Raw genomic sequence first — 16,842 nt, forward strand, 5'->3', positions numbered from 1 at the left:
GGCGGCGCCGTCGACCGACTCCGTCCTCGGGCGGACGGGACGTCGCGGCGACGGCACCCGGCTGACTGTCGCCGAGCTGTGCGCGACGCTGGTGCACGAGGTCGAGCACCACCTGCGCGACGCGGGCGGCACGGTGTCGTCGAGCGCGGCCGATGACCACGCGGAGATCCGCACCGTCGTCGCGCGCTTCTTCGCGGCCTTCGTCAGCGGCCCCGACGCGGCGGAGCATGCGGCCGACCTGCACGCCGTACTGCTGCCGGAGGCGGTGGTCGTGAGCGCTGCCGGCGACACTCCCGTGACGTACGACGTCGACGGGTTCGTCGCCCCGCGCGCATCCGTGCTCGCGTCCGGCGCGCTCGAGGGCTTCCGGGAGTGGGAGGTCGCCGGCCGCACCGACCTCCACGGCGACATCGCCCAGCACTGGTGCGCGTATGCGAAGTCCTGGACTGAGTCCGGCTCCCCCGCGCAGGGCGCCGGCATGAAGTCGCTGCAGCTGGTCCGCACCGCCGCCGGCTGGCGGATCAGCGCCGTCGCCTGGGACGACGAGCCCCGCTGAGCCTCACGGAGACTCTCCAGAATTGTCCGACAATCCCGGCGTTTCCCCTCCGGTTCCGCTCACCGAGGTCGATGATGGAGAGAGGACAACGGTGTCCTCCGAGGGGAGGCGATCATCATGCCGATGATGAACAGCGAGGCCCGCAAGCGCGCCGCGGAGATGGCGAGCAGGGCTCGGATGCAGGCCGAGGCGAACCGCCTGGCCGACTCGTGGGACCGCGAGGCAGCGCAGGAGGAGGCGTCCGGCAACGGGTTCGCCGCCGTGATCCTCGCCGCGCACGCGCGGGAGCTGCGCGAGGCCCTGGAGCGTCCGCTCAGCGCCTGATGCAACTTTTCCGGGCGCTGCTGCGTCCTCGGGGCATGCAGCGCACCGGAGAGTCCCCTGAGGGGCGATCGTGACGACGGCGCGTGGTTCTCGACGCGGGCTGCGACGAGTCCATCTATTCGCGGGCGACCATCGTGGCGGCAAGCGCATCCTGGTAGCGGCCGCCCACCACGACCTTCGTGATCCGCCGGAACCGGAAGCCGTGCGGCTCGTCGCGCCACGAGCCGTCCGGCGCTACCTGGTCGAGCCGGAGCAACCCGTCGTCCACCTCGACCGGGACACCGATCCACACCACTCCACCACGACGCCGCTCCTGCTCGATCCCGACCAGTGGCGCCAGGTCGCGCATCGAGTCGATCAGCCCCTTCGTCGTGCGCAGGTCGGCGTGGAGCGGGGCGGAGGGCGGCCACTCGGGGCGCGTGCGCGCGAAGGCGCCGGCGAAGGTGCGGTCCTTGCGCACCTGGGTGACGTCCTTGACCCGGATCGCCACCAGCGCGTCGAAGTACCCGCCCTCCACGACGTCCCGCACCAGCGCCCACTTCCGGCCCACCGCGACGACGAAGCCGTCGATCGGGTCCGCGTGGCGCGGACTCCGCGAGATCCGGACCAGGCGCTGCGTCGCGGCGGCCTTCTCCAGGCGCCGTCGGGCCTTGCTGCTCATTCCTCGGGGTCCTCGTCGTGGGGCAGGTCGTCGCGATCGGCCCAAGCCAGGAGCGGCGCGATGTCGAAGACGTGGTCGTCGATGTCGTGGTGGAGGTCGCCCAGCTCGGCGAACCGCGCCGGCACGGTGCGGATCGTGAAGTCGCGCGGGTCGGCGTCGTCGACCTCGTCCCAGCGGACCGGCGTCGACACGCGGGCGTCGGGCAGGCCCCGCACCGAGTACGCCGCCGCGATCGTGTGGTCGCGGGCGTTCTGGTTGTAGTCGACGAAGACCGCGGACGGGTCGCGGTCCTTCTTCCACCAGGTCGTGGTGACCAGCTGCGGCGCCCGCCGCTCGACCTCGCGGGCGAAGGCGAGCGCGGCTTGTCGTACGCCCTTGTGGTCGTGCTCGGGCTTGATCCGGACGTAGACGTGCAGGCCCTTGCTGCCGCTGGTCTTCGGGAAGCCGACGGCGCCGAGCTCGTCGAGGACCTCGTGCGCGACGTGCGCGACCTTGCGGATGTCGTCGTACGTCGACGCGGGGCCGGGATCGAGGTCGATGCGCCACTCGTCGGGCTGCTCGGTCGCGCCGCGGCGGCTGTTCCACGGGTGGAACTCGACCGTCGACATCTGCACCGCCCAGATCACCGACGCCAGCTCGGTCACGCACAGCTCGTCGGCGGTCCGCTTCCAGCGCGGGAAGAACAGCTGCACCGTCTCGACCCAGTCCGGCGCGCCGGCGGGCAGCCGCTTCTGATGGACCTTCTCGCCGTCGAGCCCCTTCGGGAACCGGTGCAGCATGCACGGCCGCTCCCACAGCGCGTTGACGATGCCGTCGCCGACGGCCAGGTAGTACTCGACGAGATCGAGCTTGGTCGCGCCGATCTGTGGGAAGTAGATCCGGTCGGGGTTGGTCAAGCGGACTGAAAGAACCTCTGTCCCGTCTTCGCGCGGAACTTCTATCATCACCGCTTCACCCATGCGCGTGAGTCTAGAGAGGACCACCGTTGATGCGGGTGCAGTCGTCGATGCACTGGGCATGCACGAACCTCGTCACGAACTTCCATCGGTCGATCAACTCGCCGTCGTCGCCCGCCGTCCTAATGGTGTCCACCAGGTCATCGAGCAGGAGCGCGAGGTCTTCGGTGCGGTTCGACTGAAGATCACCTTCCATCGCCAGAAGGTATGCGCGGGTCCTCAGACTCTCGCTCACTTGCCGACTCGCTTCTTCAGGTCACGCGCGTAGGCAGTCATCGTCTTGCGCATCCCTTCTGCCAGCATGACCGCGCCTTCAGCGTCGTGGCTCTCGATGCGCTCCAGGAGGGTGCCCAGCGCTTCCATGTGAGCCGCAGCCCGTTCGGCGTACTGCTCCCGGTTCAGGGCTTCCTGCTGGCGCGGAGCCGCCTGCCCCTGTTGAGCAACGGCCAGGACACCGCGCCGGATCAGCAGCCGAACCATCTCCGACTCAGTGCTGATGTGGTTGGACTCCCTCAGTTGCTCGACCGCCTCGACAAGTTCCGGCTCTACGCGGGCGCGAAGGACCTCGCTCCGGTTCACTCGCGGCTTCCGATGGTGTGTCGCCTCTGTCATGACGCCTCCTTGTTTGTGCTCTACTAGTGAGCACACACTACCCCAGAAGTGAGCACGGCGACCGAAAGGCGACACGATGACCAGAACCGACGCAGCAGCCGAGCGAGCACCGGCCTTCGTCGTCCGGGACGCTCGCGGACTCGACGTCTACGAGAAGGCGTTCCTGTTCGTCGTCGCCAGTCGCGGCGAGATGTTCAGCCGAGCAGAGGTTGCCGCCGATGACATGGGCTTCAGCGTTGCCCAGTTCCACAAGATTGCCGATCGTCTCATCGCGCGCGGCCTGGTCGTGCGCCAACGCAGGCCCGGCAAGCCCAGTGTCTACAGGCTCAACCTCGATGCGCTGATCGAGTTGCTTCCGAAGCCAAAGCAGTCTCGTCGGCTTCGCAAGGTCTCTACAACGGAGACACCTAGCCCCAAGGTCTCTAGCGCAGAGACACCCAACAAGGTCTCTCCACTGGAGACACGTCGCATTCAGGTGTCTCCGACGGAGAGTCGGGTCTCTACCGTGGAGACACCCGTTAGAAGTAGACCCTTGAAGACGACCCTAAAGAAGAAGCCCAAGTCCGCGCGAACGAAGATCAGAGGCGGATATCTTGGAGATAGAGGTGTCTCCACGGTAGAGACCCTGCCGGACCGACTTCACTGCCACGTTGATCCGGCATTGATGTTCCTTCGAAAGAACAACAAGGCTGCATACCTCCAGCACATCAGTGCTCACCTCGGGATTCCATCAATCGAAGCCCGGGATGTTCTGCGTCATCTCGTTCGAATTGGCGAGGTAGATGAGAATCGAGCATCAGGGACGTTCCTTGCGAACACTGAGAGGAAGCGATCATGAGGAGCGACGAGACAAAGCCTCGTTGCGAAGTTGATCATTCTGAACATCTTTCCTATCGCAAGGACCTGGACATCTACGTATGTCTGAAATGTCATCCACGGCGGCGTAGACGGACTTCGGGATATCGGTGATAGTCTGCTCACGCCTTCCCGGAAGGAAGGCGCTTTCTGTGAGTTGTTGCTGTGCCGTACCGGCACGAGAAGGACCCAATCCCGCCACTGACTACGGCCCGGGGTTGGGTCCTTCCTCGTTTATCGGCGTGTCGGTTCTGGACTGACGAGCCTGGAAAACTCATAATCAGCGTTCTGAGCCGCGAATACAGCCCTCACGGGCCAGAGACAACGGAGCGCAATAGAAAGCCGTCGTAAGCCCGCAGAGCGCGTCCTACGTGCATGCCTGGACTGCGGAGACCCGACCGAGCGGACTCGCTGCGCCGACTGCGAAGCAGAGCACCCGAAGACACGTGGTGAGCGGAAGAACCCCACAAGTGCCGACGCACGCGGCTACGGAACCGACTGGCGACGGCTGTCCCGACAGGCTCGCGACCTTCAGCCGTGGTGCTCCGACTGCGGCAGCCCGGACGACCTGACCGGCGACCACTCCCCCGAAGCCTGGGCAGCGAAGGCGGCAGGACGAGCGATCACGCTCGACATGATCGATGTCGTCTGCCGCGCCTGCAACAGCGCTCGCGGTCCGGCTCGAGGTTCCATCGTTGATCGAACTTCAGGAGACCCACGGGGCATGCCCTCAGGGAGGGACTGCGACCCGCGAGAGAGACGGCGAGTTTCCCACTCTCTCCCAGCAGGCGATGCGTCGTGAGCAACGTCAAGCCAGGTCCGAAGGGCCAGGTGGACACGAGCCCGGTCCCGATGGTGCGCTTCCCGCGCTACAAGGCGAAGCGGATCGAGCGCTTCGCGAAGACCTATCTGAAGATCCCGAAGGGTCAGAACGCTGGGAAGCCGTTCCGCTTGGAGGTCTTCCAACGCGAGTTGGGTGCGGGGCTGTTCGCACCGGGCATCCGCATGGGACTTGTCTCGATTGCCCGTGGCAACGCGAAGAGCACTCTTGCCGCCGTCTACGCGGTCTATGACCTGTTCACGACGCCGGGCGCTCAGGTCGTCGTCGTTGCAAGCGACCAGCGGCAGGCAGGCATCGTCCTGGGCATCGCGAAGCGGCTCATCGAGACGAGTCCAGAACTCGCGAAGCGTGCCCGCGTCCTGAAGGACCACATCGAGGTTCCCGGCACCGGCGGCGAGATGTACGCACTTCCTGCCGACGTTGGCGCGTTGCAGGGTTGGGATCCATCGCTCTGCATCGTTGACGAACTCGCCTACGTCACTCGTCCCGTGTGGGAGTCCATTGTCGGCTTCAGCGGCAAGCGTCCCGAGTCGCTGACGCTTGCGATCTCGACGCCTTCGGACCGGCTCGACTCCGTCATGACGAGCCTGGTCGAACTGGGACGGTCGGCATCGGACCCGAGCTTCTTCTTCAAAGAGTTCATCTCTGACGAGAAGCACCCGATCACGTGCGAACACTGCTGGGAAGCGGCAAATCCGGCGCTGGACTTGTTCCTCTCGCGTGACGGCATGCGCTCGTTGCTCTCAACCATGCGTGAGCCCGCGTTCCGTCGCTTCCGGCTCAATCAGCAGGTCACACCTTCAACGGCGTGGTTCCTGCCGGAGCAGTGGAAGGCGCGCATCGATCAGAAGCGGATCATCAAGCCGCGAGAGCCGGTGTGCCTGGGCTTCGACGGCAGCGTGTCCGGCGATGCATCCGCTCTCGTCGCCTGCACCGTCAACGATCCCCACGTCTGGCTTCTCGGACTCTGGGAGCGACCTGACGGCGACGACGAGTGGCGCGTTCCACGCCTTGAAGTTGCATCAGCCGTTGAAGAAGCGTTCCGAGACCTCAACGTCATCGAACTTGCCTGCGATCCGTTCGCATGGCGCGGCGAGATTGCGCAGTGGGCTAGGAAGTTCGGACGTACGCGGGTCATCGAGTTCCCGACCAACGTCAAGGGCCGCATGGGTCCTGCCGTCGATCTGATGACGGAAGCCGTGCTTGAAGGCAAGGCGACCCACACGGGAGACCCGGACCTGATGCGCCACGTGCTCAATGCCCAAGTGCTGCACACCAAGTACGGCGACCAGATCAGCAAGCCGACCCCGAAGAGCCCGCAGAAGATCGATGCCGCCGTCGCAATGTGCATCGCTCACGCTCGCGCGGCTCACCACGCATCAACGAAGAAGACCCGACGACTGAAGGCGGTATCGGCAGGATGGTGACAGAACAGAGCGAGTTCACGCGCTTGAACCGAATCGTGAACGAGGAGCGACCGAACCTAGACACGGTCGATCAGTACATGACGGGCACGGTGCCCTTGCAGTTCGTGGCGAAGGAAGTGCAGGAAGCCACCGAAGGCAGACTGAAGACGCTGCAACTGCCCTGGGCACGGCACCTGATCGGAGCCATTGAGGAACGGCTCAACGTGCAGGGCTTCCGTACCGCGACGGACGGACCCGCAGACGATGCGCTGTGGCGTCTCTGGACCGACAGCGGCATGACAGAGGCATCTCCGCTCGCACACACCGAAGCGCTCGGTTACGGACGCAGTTTCGGCCTTGTCTGGGCCGATCGCAGCGGACGCCCGGTCATCACGGTTGAGAGCGCACGCGAATGCGCGGTGATCTTCGATCGAGCGACGCGAAGCCGACGAGCAGGCATCAAGCGTTGGGTGGAGGACGAGCGCGGCCATGCAGTCATGTTCCTTCCGCAGAAGGTCATTCGATTCCGTACGTCGAGCGAAGTTCGCGACAGCGGCGACGGCGCGCCCGGGAGCCTTGAAGGTGCGCAGTGGGAACAGGTCGAGACTCTGCCGAATCCGCTTGGCGCGGTGCCGCTTGTGCCGTTGGTGAACCGGCCTTCGATTACCAACCCGTACGGACGCAGCGAACTGAAGGACCTGCAAGGGCTCTTCGATGCAATGACGAAGTTGCAGACAGATGCGATGACGACGGCAGAGAGCCACGCATCCCCGCGACGCTGGGCATCCGGCATCTCGCTTGAAGAAGAAGCCGACGAGAACGGACAGCCCACGGGCGAGGTCTCGACGGGACATCGCTTCTCATCGCTCCCGGGTCGTCTCTGGGTCAGCGAGGATGCTCAGAGCCGGTTCGGTGAGTTCGCGGGATCTGACCTCGTCGGCTACGTGAACCTTCTCGCGATGTTGAAGCGCGACATGTCGTCGCTGTCGTCGCTTCCTTCGCACTATCTGGGATTGTTCGGTGATCAGCCGTCGAGCGCTGATGCGATCCGCGCGGCAGAGGCTTCATTGGTCTCTCTTGTCCGGCAGAAGGCTCACGGCTTCGCGACTGCCTGGGCAGAGGTCATCCGGCTTGCGCATGCCGTCGAGGTCGGCTACTTCGACCCCGCGCTTGTCCGGCTTGAAGTCATCTGGGGATCGTTCGAAACGCGCTCCGAAGGTCAGGCGATGGACGCGGCCAGTAAGGGAGTCGCGAGCGGCATCCTCGATCCCGACTTCGCTGCAGAACGGCTACTCGGACTCACACCGACAGAAGCAGAGCGCAACAAGGAAGCGCGACAGATCCGAACTCGTGAAGCGGCAGCCGCACAATTGGTCAACGCGACCGCTACGCAAGCACTCAACGCATCAGGCGAGAGCCGATGACGCCGGAGGGCTACCGGGCAACGCAAGCCCAGTACGCGCAGAGAGCCGAACAGACCGTCTTGCTGGCGGCAGCGTCGAGCACGCTGTCTGGCTTCGCGCTGGCGTCGTCCCTTGGGATCTATCTTTCGACGGTCAACGAAGCGGCAACGCAACTTGCTGACGTCTGGACCTCTGCCTTCCTCCGCGTCGCACCTGTCGGCCTAGCGCTGCCCCGGACCGAACCCGATCGGTTGACGGAGGTGGTCATCTCCGTGTTGGAGCAGTCGCCCCGGCTCGATCCGCTCCCCCGGCTCGCCCGACTCGCCCGCACTGAACCCGTCGTTGCAGGACGCATGGCGAGTCAGCAGGTCATGCAGGCGCACAACGTCGAGCGGATGCGCTGGCTACTCGATCCCGACCCGTGCCCTACGTGCGTCGCTCTGTCCAAGGAGACCTATCCGGTTGATCAACTTCCGGAAAGTCATCCCCACTGCGAATGCACGACCATCCCCGATATCGACTGAAAGGAACGAAGATGGAAACCGAGAACGGCGATCTGAAGGCCGACGACAAGGCCGCCGGCCCCGGACGCCAGGGGGCTACTGAAAGCCTTGCAAACGGCGATCTGGGCGCCGCAGAGGGCGACAACGACAGCGACCAGGGCGAGACCTTCACGCGCGCCTACGTCGAGGAACTGCGACGAGAGTCCGCGAAGCACCGCAACGCTGCGAAGCGAACTGGCGAATTGACGACGCGGCTCGTGCATTCCTACGTCGAGACGCTGGGACGCCTTCACGATGCGCGGGATCTTCCACTGTCGGATGAACTGATGGACGAAGACGGCTTTCCGGACCGCGAGAAGATCGCAACTGCGGTTGAGGAACTGGTCAAGCAGCGTCCGCACCTTGCGCGAATCCGACCGCTGGGCGACGTAGGCCAGGGCGCAAGCGAATCAACACCTTCCGACCTTTCCGCCTTCGGATCCTTCCTTCGCAACTGAACTCACTAGAATGAGCAACGCAACAGGGGCCAGGTGCCCGTTCACCCACTGGGGCCAGACGCCCAAGGGACCGATATCCATCACTCGATCCTTTGGAGCATTAACATGACCACCAACGTGGGCAACTCTCCCGAACTCGTGACCGAGATTGTTCAGCGCATCCTTGTCACTCCCCTTCAGGAGGCTTCTGCCTTCCTGAGCAGCGGCGTGCGGATCTTCGAAAGCGACGGCAGCCCCGTACGCGTACCGAAGATCAACGGCTTCACGAACCCTCCCGTGTGGGTCACGGAGAACGGCAACATCCCGACGAACCTCGATGCCGACTTCGATGAGGTTCGACTTCTTGAACGAACCGTCAAGAGCCTCGCGGGGATCGCGACCTTCTCTGAGTCCCTCCTTCGTCAGTCGGTCGTCAACGTGGAAGCAGCGATCCGTGATCAGTTGGTCTTCACGTTCGCCGACAAGATCGATCAGACGTTCTTCGCTGGCACTGGCGGCACCGGAGGCGACGAGCCGCTAGGAATGCTCAACTGGGCCGACACGCAGGACCTCACTGCCGTCGGTGCGCTCACGAACTTCGATCCGCTTCTTGACGCGCTGGGACTGGCGCTTGCTGCATCCGTCGATGCCACGCGGCTCCAGTGGTTCATGCGACCCGAGACCTTCACGAAGTTGAGCAAGTTGAAGGACGGCCAGCAGCGCTATCAGTTGACCCCGGACCCGACCGAAGGCGGCAAGTTCCGGCTTCACGGCTACCCGGTCACCGTCACGAAGAAGATCCCCGTCGTTGACGGCACGACCGACACGACTTCGATCTGCCTTGCCGACATGAGCACCGTTGCCGTTGCTCGCGACCGCAACGCAGAGGTCATCCGCCTGGGCGAGTTGTACCGGGAGACGCAGCGCATCGGCCTTCGTGTCCTCACCCGAATGGACTGCGCTCCGCTTCTCCCCGAAGCGGTCGTGATCCTTCGCGGCGTGAACCTCTGACAGGAGTAGGGAACATGAGCGACCCCGCAACCATCCCGACTGAGCCCGTCGAGCCGATCGATTGGGACTCAGCAATCTTGGAGACCGCGCGACGCATGGGGATTGCGTTTCACCGTGACGAGCGCGTTCCCCCGCAGCGCACGCTTGAAGGTGCGCGTCTCGCGTGGGAGGCGATCTACGGACACTTGCGGGGTCGCGTTCCCTATCCGGTTCCGCCTGACCTCCTCGGAGTCGCAGTGTCGGCAAGTCTTCGGATCGCGAAGGGCTTCGCGTTCACTGGAACGATGTTCTTGCAGAACGGGAACTTCAACGGCACCGCTGACCTCCGGCCGTGGGCGGGCTTCATGCTCGTAGAGAAGGTCACGTTGAACCGTTACCGGCAAAGGACGGCATAGCCATGGGAATGCGAATCAGCGGAGTGAAGACGTCAGCGGATCGTCTCCGCGCCGTCGCGGCTAGAGCAAGCGACCCGTCGCCGGTAATCAATCAGTTGCCACGCGTGTTCGCCGAGCACGTCAGCAAGACCTTTGCGACCAACGGTGCCAGCGTTGCGAAGCCGTGGCACGCGCTCACACCTCAGTACCGGGCGCTGAAGGCCAAAAGTGGAAGTCCGCACACGCTCGTACTTACCGGACGCTTGAAGCAGTCGTTCGCCCCGGGAGCGCCTTACAACATCGACCGACGAAGCAAGAACCGCCTCGTCTGGGGAACGAAGGCACCACACGCGCGGCTTCACCAGATCGGTAGCGCTGGCGGTCAACTGCCGGCCAGGCCGATGCTGGTCGTTACACCTGAACTCAGGAGGGAAGTGCGCAGGAAGGTCCGTGCGTACATCGTTGAGGGACGACGCTAGTTGCCGAATCGTGGGACGGGGGCAAGCCAACGATGCGAACATCGAAACATGCCGCGCCTGATCTTCAACGGACTCATCTGCTTCGCCGCGTCAGCGGGACTGTTCGTCGTCGCCGTCATCCTCAGTTACACCGGCGGATCAGCATTGGTGCAGGCGAGCAGCATGATCGCTATCGCTGCGTTGCTCGCCTTTGTGGCGGCTCTGTGCATGCTGACAATCGCAATCCTGCGGCTGGTGCGCGAGTCGCGTCAGGCAGCGAAAGCGCGGACAACTGCCCGTTCCTGATCCGACGTGAGCCGGTGAGCCAAGATCGCGGCAGTCAAGTCTTCGTCTCCAAGGACGTCATTCACGAGCGTGATCTTGATGTGCTGATGGAACTTCACGTTCCGATAGTTGCCCTTGCCTATCGGCATCACTTGGACCGTCATCAGCGAGCGGATCACTTCGCGCTTACGCGACAGCGGCAGTTGCTCCCACGCCTGCACGAGGTCCGGGACGGAGAGCATCTCCCGAAGGGTGTCACCGCGCGTCTGGGTGGCGATGAGACCATCGAGCACCTGCATCCGCTCACGGAGTGCCGTTGACGCCGTCTCGACCTGGGAGAGCGTGAACGTCCCACGTCCGTAAGCGGCAGCCAACTCGTCTAGTTGCTCGTTGATCCGATCCCGTTCGGTCAGATAGTCCGGTCCCTCCCCGTCTCGCGGAGCAAGCGCCTTCCTCATCTTCTGATTGAGCAACAGCATGAGCGCCACGCGAGTGACGAGGTTGTCCAACTTCTTCTCGTCGCGAACAACGCACGTGCTCTTGGAGCACCGATAGACGTGCTGCGACGGCTTGCCTGCCTTCGTGTGATGAACGATCGCGTACTTGCAGGGGGCACCGCACTTGCCGCACATCGCGATGCCGGGAAGAAGATGCTTGATCGCGGTCCCATCGGTGTTGGTCCGTCGCTTCGGGTCTTTGAGGATGGAAAGAACAGTGCGGAAGTCCGATTCGGAGACGATCGCCTGCCACTCCCCCGTGACCCCGTCGAGGATCTGCCCGTCGTACTGCACAAGCCCTGCGTTCCTGGGCCGCATCGCGACTTCCCGGACGCTACGCACCGTCCACTCCCTGCCACGTGAGGTCCGGAGTCCCTGCCCGTTGAGATCCCGGGCAATCGACGCGATGGACTCACCCTTGATGATCGATCGAGTCATGAACTCGACCGCTCCGGCTTCCTCCTGCCGGAGCGTCAAGCCGTCGTCGTCCCAACCGAACGGGCGATGCGTCCGGATGTGAGCCCTGCCCGTCTTCGCCCGCTGGCGATAGGCGGCCTTCATTCGCTCGATCTTCTGTTCTGACTCCTGTTGAGCGATGGAACCGAGGATCTTCGCAACCATGCGTCCCGTAGCCGTCGAAAGGTCGACGTGGCCCGCCTTCACTGTGTGCGTCTCGACGTTGTGCGGCTCGCAGTGCTCGATGTACTTCTCCAATTCGCGGGTGAGCCGGTGAAGCCGGTCCGTGTGCCACGCGACCACAACATCGATCCGGCCTGCCTTGACCTCATCGAGCATCGCCAGATACTCCGGACGTTCCCTGCCGGAGTGAGCCGAGATGTCGTTGTCCACGAACTCAGCGACGACCGTGAGCCCAAGGCGCTGGGCGAGGTCACGGCAGTCCTCTAGTTGCCGCTGAACGCCCAGCCCCTCGCCTTCCTTGCCCTTCTGCTTGTCGTTGCTGATCCGCGCATAGATCGCGGCCCGGCGGGACTCCGAGCGCTTCTCCTTGGTCGTCATGTCAAGAGAGTATTCAGTGACGGTCGGGGTTGCTCACCCGCACGACGCGGCTCTCGACCTCGATCTCGATCGCCGGGGACGCCATGGCGCGACAGTACCGAACCGGTCAGACAACCCGCCCCGAAGCGGCGAAAGCGAGCATCAGCGCGGCGAGGTCACGTGCTCGACTGAGCGTCGTCCCTCACGACGGGCTCCGTGCCCGCCTGCAGCGCCGGGATCTCCTCCACCGCGCCGGCCCGCGACGGCTTGCGGCTGAGCCGGCGGTACCACTGCGGAGCGACGACGAGCGCCTCGGCACGCAGGACGGCGCTCGCCACGCGCGGCAGGTCGGCGACGTCGCCGTACACGAGATAGCGCGGGACCCACTCGGGGCGGTACTTCACGTTCGAGCGGTAGAGCGCCTCGATCTGGGCGAACCGCGACGCCCAGATCAAGATCGCGCGCCAGGCCTTGAGGACGGGGCCGGCACCGATCCGCTCGCCGCGGTCGAACACGCTGCGGAAGGCCGCGAAGTTGAGCGACACCTTCGTGATGCCGAGCTGCTCGACGTCGGCCAGCAGGGTGGTCACCATCAGCTCGACGACGCCGTTGACGGCGTCCGGGCTGCGGCGCATCAGGTCCAGCGAGATGCCGTCGTCGCCCCACGGCACGAACGACAGGAACCCGCGGACCTCGCCGGCGGTGTCGCGCGCGAGGACGACGACGCCGGCGTCGTCCCGCTCCTGGCCGAAGCGTCCGAGCGCCATCGCGAATCCGCGCTCGATCGCTCCGTCGCGCCACTCGATGGCGTGGGTCCGCAGCTCCTCGCGCAGCTCGACCGGCAGCGTCGAGACCCGCTCGACGGATGCGGCCAGGCCGGCGCGCTGGGCGCGGGCGACGGCCTGGCGCACCGAGCGCATCGCCCGGCCCTCCAGGCTGAAGTCGGAGGTGTGCAGCACTGCCTCGTCGCCGACCTCGAGGACGTCGAGCCCCGCGCGGTGGTAGATCTCCGCGCCCCGCTCGCTGCAGCCGAGGTTGGCCGGCGCCCACCCGTAGGAGCGGGTCTCCTCCAGCCAGGCCGCCACGGCCTGCGGCCAGTCGTCGGGGTGACCGATCGGGTCGCCGGCGGAGAAGGAGACGCCGCCGATCACGCGGTACGACACGGCGGAGCGGCCGGTGTGGCTGAAGACCACGGCGCGATCGTCGCGGGTGGCGAAGTAGCCGAGCGAGTCGACCCAGCCCCACTCGTCGAGCAGCGCCCGCAGCGCGGTGTGCTCGCTCGCGGTCATCGGGTGCGGGCCGTCCGGCGGCGCCAGCCCGACCACCACCGCCAGCAGGACGACGGCGACGCCCAGCACCGCCAGGCCCACGGCGGCCACGACCTGCGCGTGCGGGTCGGTGAAGGTCACCGGACCGGAGACGCCGACCAGCCCGAGCACCGCCTGCGCGAGCCGGTCGCCGGACGACGTACCGACCGCCTGGCCGTCACGGCTCAGGCTCAGCCACAGCCAGCCGAGGCCGACGGCCAGCACCGGCCCGACCGTGACGACGCTGAGCATCCGCCGCAGCGACAGCGGGTCGGGGCGGGCGGTGAAGCTCTTCCGCGCGGCGACCAGCTGGACGACGAACAGCCCGCACAGCGCGGCCTGCTCGACCTGCAGCCCGCGCAGCACGTGGATCGCGCCGGCCAAGCAGGTCAGCAGCAGCGCGACCGTCCAGGCGCGAGCCTTGCCCCGGCGCAGTCCGCGCGAGAGCAGGATGAGCAGCACCCCGATCGCGGCGCCGCCGGTCGTGGCCGCGGCCGGGAACGACGGCGGCACGACCTCGTGCACCAGCCGGGTCCGGACCGCGATGGCGGGCAGGTAGGCGCTGAGCAGGCTGACCGCTCCGACCAGCAGGACGATCCGGCTCACCCACAGCGGGGAGCGCACGCCCGCGAGAAAGCTCGTCACGACCTTTCACGGTACGCCGGTCGCGACCCGCGCGCAGCGCTCCGCGCCGCGACGCGCCGGGTCGTGGGCCAGGTCACGTAGCGTGAGCGGATACGGCGAGACGGCGCGAGATCGACTGTCACGCGTCCCGACCCTCGGAGCGTCAGGTGGGTGTGAAGGCAGACCGGCAGGCCGAGGAGTTCACCGCATTCGTGCGGGCGACCGGTACCCAGCTCCATCAGGCGGCGATGCTACTCACCGGCGACCACCATCTCGCCGAGGACCTCACCCAGGTGACCTACGCGAAGGTGTTCGCCCGCTGGCCCCGCGTCAGTACGGCGGAGAGCCCGCTCGCCTACGCCCGCACCACCCTGCTCAACACCTTCTTGTCCCATCGCCGGCTGCGCCGCAACAGCGAGCGGCCGACCGAGCTCACCGACGCCGACCTGTCGCCACCGCGACCGACCGACCGGGACGCCGACCTCGCCGACCCGGCCACCCGCGTCGACCTGCTCACCGCGCTCGCCGGACTGCCTCCGCTCGACCGCGCCGTCGTCGTCCTGCGCTACTGGGACGACCGCAGCGTCGCCGACACCGCCCACGATCTCGGGATCAGTGAGTCCGCAGTCCGGACCCGCGCGCGCCGCGCCCTGCTGCGGCTGCGCCCCCCTGATCGCCCCCATCTCCGAGAGGACCCAGCCATGACCGACCCCGACGAGCTCGACCAGCTCGCCACCACCGCGCTGCGCGACCGGCTCCGCACCGAGCACCCCGACCTCGAGCACCTGGCGGCGACCTCACTGCGTGCCGGCGTACGACTGCGTCGGCGGCGCCGGGTCGCGGCCGTGGCCGGGGGCGCCGCGGGCGTCGCCGTCGTCGCGGCCCTGGCCGTCGCCGCCGGCCAGCTCGGCGGGCACGTGACGGGTGGCGCGAACCCGCAGCTGGCGGAGCAGCCCAAGACGCCCGCCGCACCGGCCACGCCGAGCCTGCACGAGGGCCAGGTCCTCGACCTCGGCAACGGCCTCTCCGGCACCATCACCAAGGACAAGACCGGGCTGTACGTCGCCGCCTCCAGCACCCGCCCCGGCCCGGGCACCGGCTTCATCGTGGTGCCGCACGGGTCGCCTGCGCAGCTCGAGGCCTACTGGAGCGGCGACACCGCCGTCCTCACCGAGTGGCCGGGGCTCACCCTCGCCTTCGCGATGCCCGACGCCCGCGCGCTCGGCATGCTCGGCATGGTCGAGAAGCCGCCGGTCACCGTGCCCGCCGGCTGGACCTGCGAGTGGTACCTCGTCGACGACAAGGCCTCCTGCACCGCCCAGGACGGCGGCGTCGCGAGTCTCGTCATCCGTAAGGCCGCCGGTCGCGCCGGATGGATCGGCTCGCCCGACAAGGGCGGCATCCCCGGCGTCTACACGACCGAGGCCCACCACGGGATCTTCATCTCCGTCCAGGGCGGCCAGGGCACGACCGACGCCGAGGTCCAGCAGCTCGGCAAAGGGACTCACCTGGGTCCGCTGATCGACGGTCTCACCCGGCAAATCGGTCGCCTCCTTCGCGGATTCGCCACCGAATTGCCGGGTGGGACCAGCAGCCTCAGCGCCAGCCGAGCGCCGGCGCGACGTGCGTGAGGATCGACTCGAGCACGTGGGCGTTGTAGTCGACGCCCAGCTGGTTCGGGACGGTCAGCAGCAGCGTGTCCGCCTCGGCGATCGCCTCGTCGCCGCGGAGCTGCTCGACGAGGACGTCCGGCTCGGCGGCGTACGAGCGGCCGAAGATCGCGCGCATGTTGTCGATCTGCCCGACCTGGTCGTCGTCCGGGCGACCACCGAAGTACATGTGGTCCTCGTCGGTCACCAGCGGGAAGATCGACCGGCTGACCGACACGCGCGGCTCGTGCGCGTGCCCGGCCTCGGCCCACGCCTCGCGGAACACGCGGATCTGGTCGGCCTGCTGGACGTGGAACGGCTGGCCGCTCTCGTCCTCCTTGAGCGTCGAGCTCATCAGGTTCATGCCCAGGCCGGCGGCCCAGCGAGCGGTGCCGTTGGACGCCGCGCCCCACCAGATCCGGTCGCGCAGGCCCTCGGAGTGCGGCTCCAGCCGCAGCAGGCCCGGCGGGTTGGCGAACATCGGCCGCGGGTTCGGCTGCGCGAAGCCCTCGCCCTTGAGCACCTCGAGGAAGACCTCGGTGTGGCGGCGGGCCATGTCGGCCTCGGTCTCGCCCTCACCCGGGCCGTAGCCGAAGTAGCGCCAGCCGTCGATGACCTGCTCCGGTGACCCGCGCGAGATGCCGAGCTGGAGCCGGCCGCCGGAGATCAGGTCGGCCGCGCCGGCGTCCTCGACCATGGAGAGCGGGTTCTCGTAGCGCATGTCGATCACACCGGTGCCGATCTCGATCCGGCTGGTGCGCGCCCCGATCGCCGCGAGCAGCGGGAACGGACTGCCGAGCTGGCGGGCGAAGTGGTGGACCCGGAAGTACGCGCCGTCCGCGCCCAGCTCCTCCGCCGCCACGGCGAGGTCGATGGACTGCAGCAGCGTGTCGGCTGCGGTCCGGGTCTGGGAGTGCGGATCCGGCGACCAGTGGCCGAAGGAGAGGAATCCGATCTTCTTCACGCTGGTTGAACCGTCAACCATCGGGGGGCATTCCCGGGTCGGAATCCCCGCTTCAGCGGGGATTCCTGCGCTTCCTGACGGTTG

Annotated in this window: 19 protein-coding genes; 12 read left to right on the plus strand and 7 right to left on the minus strand. The window is 66.5% G+C overall.

Features of this window, described 5'->3' with window-relative positions; all coding sequences use genetic code 11:
* Nucleotides 1-556 (plus strand): hypothetical protein (locus AB4880_RS24530; RefSeq protein ID WP_367921850.1); only part of this gene is annotated, 556 nt, incomplete at its 5' end.
* A gap of 117 nt (nt 557-673) precedes the next feature.
* On the plus strand, nt 674-880 hold the full coding sequence (locus tag AB4880_RS24535) for a hypothetical protein (RefSeq protein ID WP_367921851.1): 207 nt from the start codon (nt 674-676) through the stop codon (nt 878-880).
* 115 nt (nt 881-995) lie between these two features.
* Here the strand turns inward: AB4880_RS24535 and AB4880_RS24540 are convergent, their stop codons facing one another.
* The 4 genes from AB4880_RS24540 to AB4880_RS24555 all read right to left on the minus strand — a co-directional run bounded on the left by AB4880_RS24540 (nt 996) and on the right by AB4880_RS24555 (nt 3,109).
* Nucleotides 996-1,541 (minus strand): hypothetical protein, encoded by a 546-nt coding sequence (locus tag AB4880_RS24540; protein WP_367921852.1) that lies wholly within the window; start codon nt 1,539-1,541, stop codon nt 996-998.
* Nucleotides 1,538-2,437 carry a non-homologous end-joining DNA ligase gene (gene ligD / locus AB4880_RS24545; protein WP_437440514.1) on the minus strand — a complete coding sequence of 300 codons (900 nt, stop codon included), beginning with the start codon at nt 2,435-2,437 and terminating at the stop codon, nt 1,538-1,540. The genes AB4880_RS24540 and ligD overlap by 4 nt, the downstream gene beginning before the upstream one ends.
* 73 nt (nt 2,438-2,510) lie before the next feature.
* Complete coding sequence (locus AB4880_RS24550) at nt 2,511-2,732, minus strand: hypothetical protein (RefSeq protein ID WP_367921854.1); 222 nt, start codon at nt 2,730-2,732, stop codon at nt 2,511-2,513.
* The gene (locus AB4880_RS24555; protein WP_367921855.1) at nt 2,729-3,109 is read right to left on the minus strand and encodes a hypothetical protein; all 381 of its coding nucleotides are present in this window, start codon (nt 3,107-3,109) and stop codon (nt 2,729-2,731) included. The genes AB4880_RS24550 and AB4880_RS24555 overlap by 4 nt, the downstream gene beginning before the upstream one ends.
* A gap of 76 nt (nt 3,110-3,185) precedes the next feature.
* Between AB4880_RS24555 and AB4880_RS24560 the strand changes: the two genes are divergently transcribed.
* The 9 genes from AB4880_RS24560 (at nt 3,186) to AB4880_RS24600 (ending at nt 10,742) form a co-directional block, all read left to right on the plus strand.
* A complete protein-coding gene (locus AB4880_RS24560) occupies nt 3,186-3,947 on the plus strand; it encodes a hypothetical protein (RefSeq protein ID WP_367921856.1) in 762 nt (253 codons plus the stop codon).
* An 815-nt stretch (nt 3,948-4,762) separates the two neighbouring features.
* Entirely contained in the window at nt 4,763-6,232 is a 1,470-nt protein-coding gene (locus AB4880_RS24565; protein WP_367921857.1) for a terminase large subunit domain-containing protein, read from the plus strand.
* A gap of 35 nt (nt 6,233-6,267) precedes the next feature.
* Nucleotides 6,268-7,635: a phage portal protein gene (locus AB4880_RS24570; RefSeq protein ID WP_367921858.1), complete on the plus strand. Its 1,368-nt coding sequence runs from the start codon at nt 6,268-6,270 to the stop codon at nt 7,633-7,635.
* Nucleotides 7,632-8,138, plus strand: coding sequence for a structural protein (locus AB4880_RS24575; RefSeq protein ID WP_367921859.1), 507 nt, complete (start codon nt 7,632-7,634; stop codon nt 8,136-8,138). The genes AB4880_RS24570 and AB4880_RS24575 overlap by 4 nt, the downstream gene beginning before the upstream one ends.
* An 11-nt stretch (nt 8,139-8,149) precedes the next feature.
* Nucleotides 8,150-8,614: a hypothetical protein gene (locus tag AB4880_RS24580; protein WP_367921860.1), complete on the plus strand. Its 465-nt coding sequence runs from the start codon at nt 8,150-8,152 to the stop codon at nt 8,612-8,614.
* A gap of 105 nt (nt 8,615-8,719) precedes the next feature.
* Nucleotides 8,720-9,604 (plus strand): phage major capsid protein, encoded by an 885-nt coding sequence (locus tag AB4880_RS24585; protein ID WP_367921861.1) that lies wholly within the window; start codon nt 8,720-8,722, stop codon nt 9,602-9,604.
* Between the two features lie 14 nt (nt 9,605-9,618).
* Nucleotides 9,619-9,999 (plus strand): hypothetical protein, encoded by a 381-nt coding sequence (locus tag AB4880_RS24590; RefSeq protein ID WP_367921862.1) that lies wholly within the window; start codon nt 9,619-9,621, stop codon nt 9,997-9,999.
* Nucleotides 10,000-10,007: 8 nt separating this feature from the next.
* The gene (locus tag AB4880_RS24595) at nt 10,008-10,457 is read left to right on the plus strand and encodes a phage virion morphogenesis family protein (RefSeq protein ID WP_367922006.1); all 450 of its coding nucleotides are present in this window, start codon (nt 10,008-10,010) and stop codon (nt 10,455-10,457) included.
* Between the two features lie 48 nt (nt 10,458-10,505).
* Entirely contained in the window at nt 10,506-10,742 is a 237-nt protein-coding gene (locus AB4880_RS24600) for a hypothetical protein (protein ID WP_367921863.1), read from the plus strand.
* On the opposite strand, the gene AB4880_RS24605 is transcribed toward AB4880_RS24600, so the two are convergent.
* Nucleotides 10,706-12,235, minus strand: a complete 1,530-nt coding sequence (locus tag AB4880_RS24605; RefSeq protein WP_367921864.1) for a recombinase family protein — start codon at nt 12,233-12,235, stop codon at nt 10,706-10,708. The genes AB4880_RS24600 and AB4880_RS24605 overlap by 37 nt on opposite strands.
* Nucleotides 12,236-12,390: 155 nt before the next feature.
* Complete coding sequence (locus AB4880_RS24610) at nt 12,391-14,166, minus strand: phosphatidylglycerol lysyltransferase domain-containing protein (RefSeq protein WP_367921865.1); 1,776 nt, start codon at nt 14,164-14,166, stop codon at nt 12,391-12,393.
* Nucleotides 14,167-14,312: 146 nt separating this feature from the next.
* On the opposite strand from AB4880_RS24610, the gene AB4880_RS24615 reads away from it, so the two are divergent.
* Nucleotides 14,313-15,776, plus strand: coding sequence for a SigE family RNA polymerase sigma factor (locus AB4880_RS24615; RefSeq protein WP_367921866.1), 1,464 nt, complete (start codon nt 14,313-14,315; stop codon nt 15,774-15,776).
* On the opposite strand, the gene AB4880_RS24620 is transcribed toward AB4880_RS24615, so the two are convergent.
* Entirely contained in the window at nt 15,742-16,758 is a 1,017-nt protein-coding gene (locus tag AB4880_RS24620; protein ID WP_367921867.1) for an LLM class flavin-dependent oxidoreductase, read from the minus strand. The two genes, AB4880_RS24615 and AB4880_RS24620, sit on opposite strands and share 35 nt — an antisense overlap.
* Nucleotides 16,759-16,842: the final 84 nt, after the last annotated feature.

Source organism: Nocardioides ginsengisoli (assembly GCF_039537225.1).
Classification (GTDB): Bacteria; Actinomycetota; Actinomycetes; order Propionibacteriales; family Nocardioidaceae; genus Nocardioides; species Nocardioides ginsengisoli.

What these genes read in the sequence shown, in the direction of transcription:
- AB4880_RS24575 (WP_367921859.1), top strand. Translation starts at nt 7,632, where the DNA reads ATGACGCCGGAGGGCTACCGGGCAACGCAAGCCCAGTACGCGCAGAGA.
- AB4880_RS24590 (WP_367921862.1), top strand. Translation starts at nt 9,619, where the DNA reads ATGAGCGACCCCGCAACCATCCCGACTGAGCCCGTCGAGCCGATCGAT.
- AB4880_RS24555 (WP_367921855.1), bottom strand. Translation starts at nt 3,109, where the DNA reads ATGACAGAGGCGACACACCATCGGAAGCCGCGAGTGAACCGGAGCGAG.
- AB4880_RS24580 (WP_367921860.1), top strand. Translation starts at nt 8,150, where the DNA reads ATGGAAACCGAGAACGGCGATCTGAAGGCCGACGACAAGGCCGCCGGC.
- AB4880_RS24595 (WP_367922006.1), top strand. Translation starts at nt 10,008, where the DNA reads ATGCGAATCAGCGGAGTGAAGACGTCAGCGGATCGTCTCCGCGCCGTC.
- AB4880_RS24560 (WP_367921856.1), top strand. Translation starts at nt 3,186, where the DNA reads ATGACCAGAACCGACGCAGCAGCCGAGCGAGCACCGGCCTTCGTCGTC.
- AB4880_RS24535 (WP_367921851.1), top strand. Translation starts at nt 674, where the DNA reads ATGCCGATGATGAACAGCGAGGCCCGCAAGCGCGCCGCGGAGATGGCG.
- AB4880_RS24540 (WP_367921852.1), bottom strand. Translation starts at nt 1,541, where the DNA reads ATGAGCAGCAAGGCCCGACGGCGCCTGGAGAAGGCCGCCGCGACGCAG.
- AB4880_RS24605 (WP_367921864.1), bottom strand. Translation starts at nt 12,235, where the DNA reads ATGACGACCAAGGAGAAGCGCTCGGAGTCCCGCCGGGCCGCGATCTAT.
- AB4880_RS24600 (WP_367921863.1), top strand. Translation starts at nt 10,506, where the DNA reads ATGCCGCGCCTGATCTTCAACGGACTCATCTGCTTCGCCGCGTCAGCG.
- AB4880_RS24585 (WP_367921861.1), top strand. Translation starts at nt 8,720, where the DNA reads ATGACCACCAACGTGGGCAACTCTCCCGAACTCGTGACCGAGATTGTT.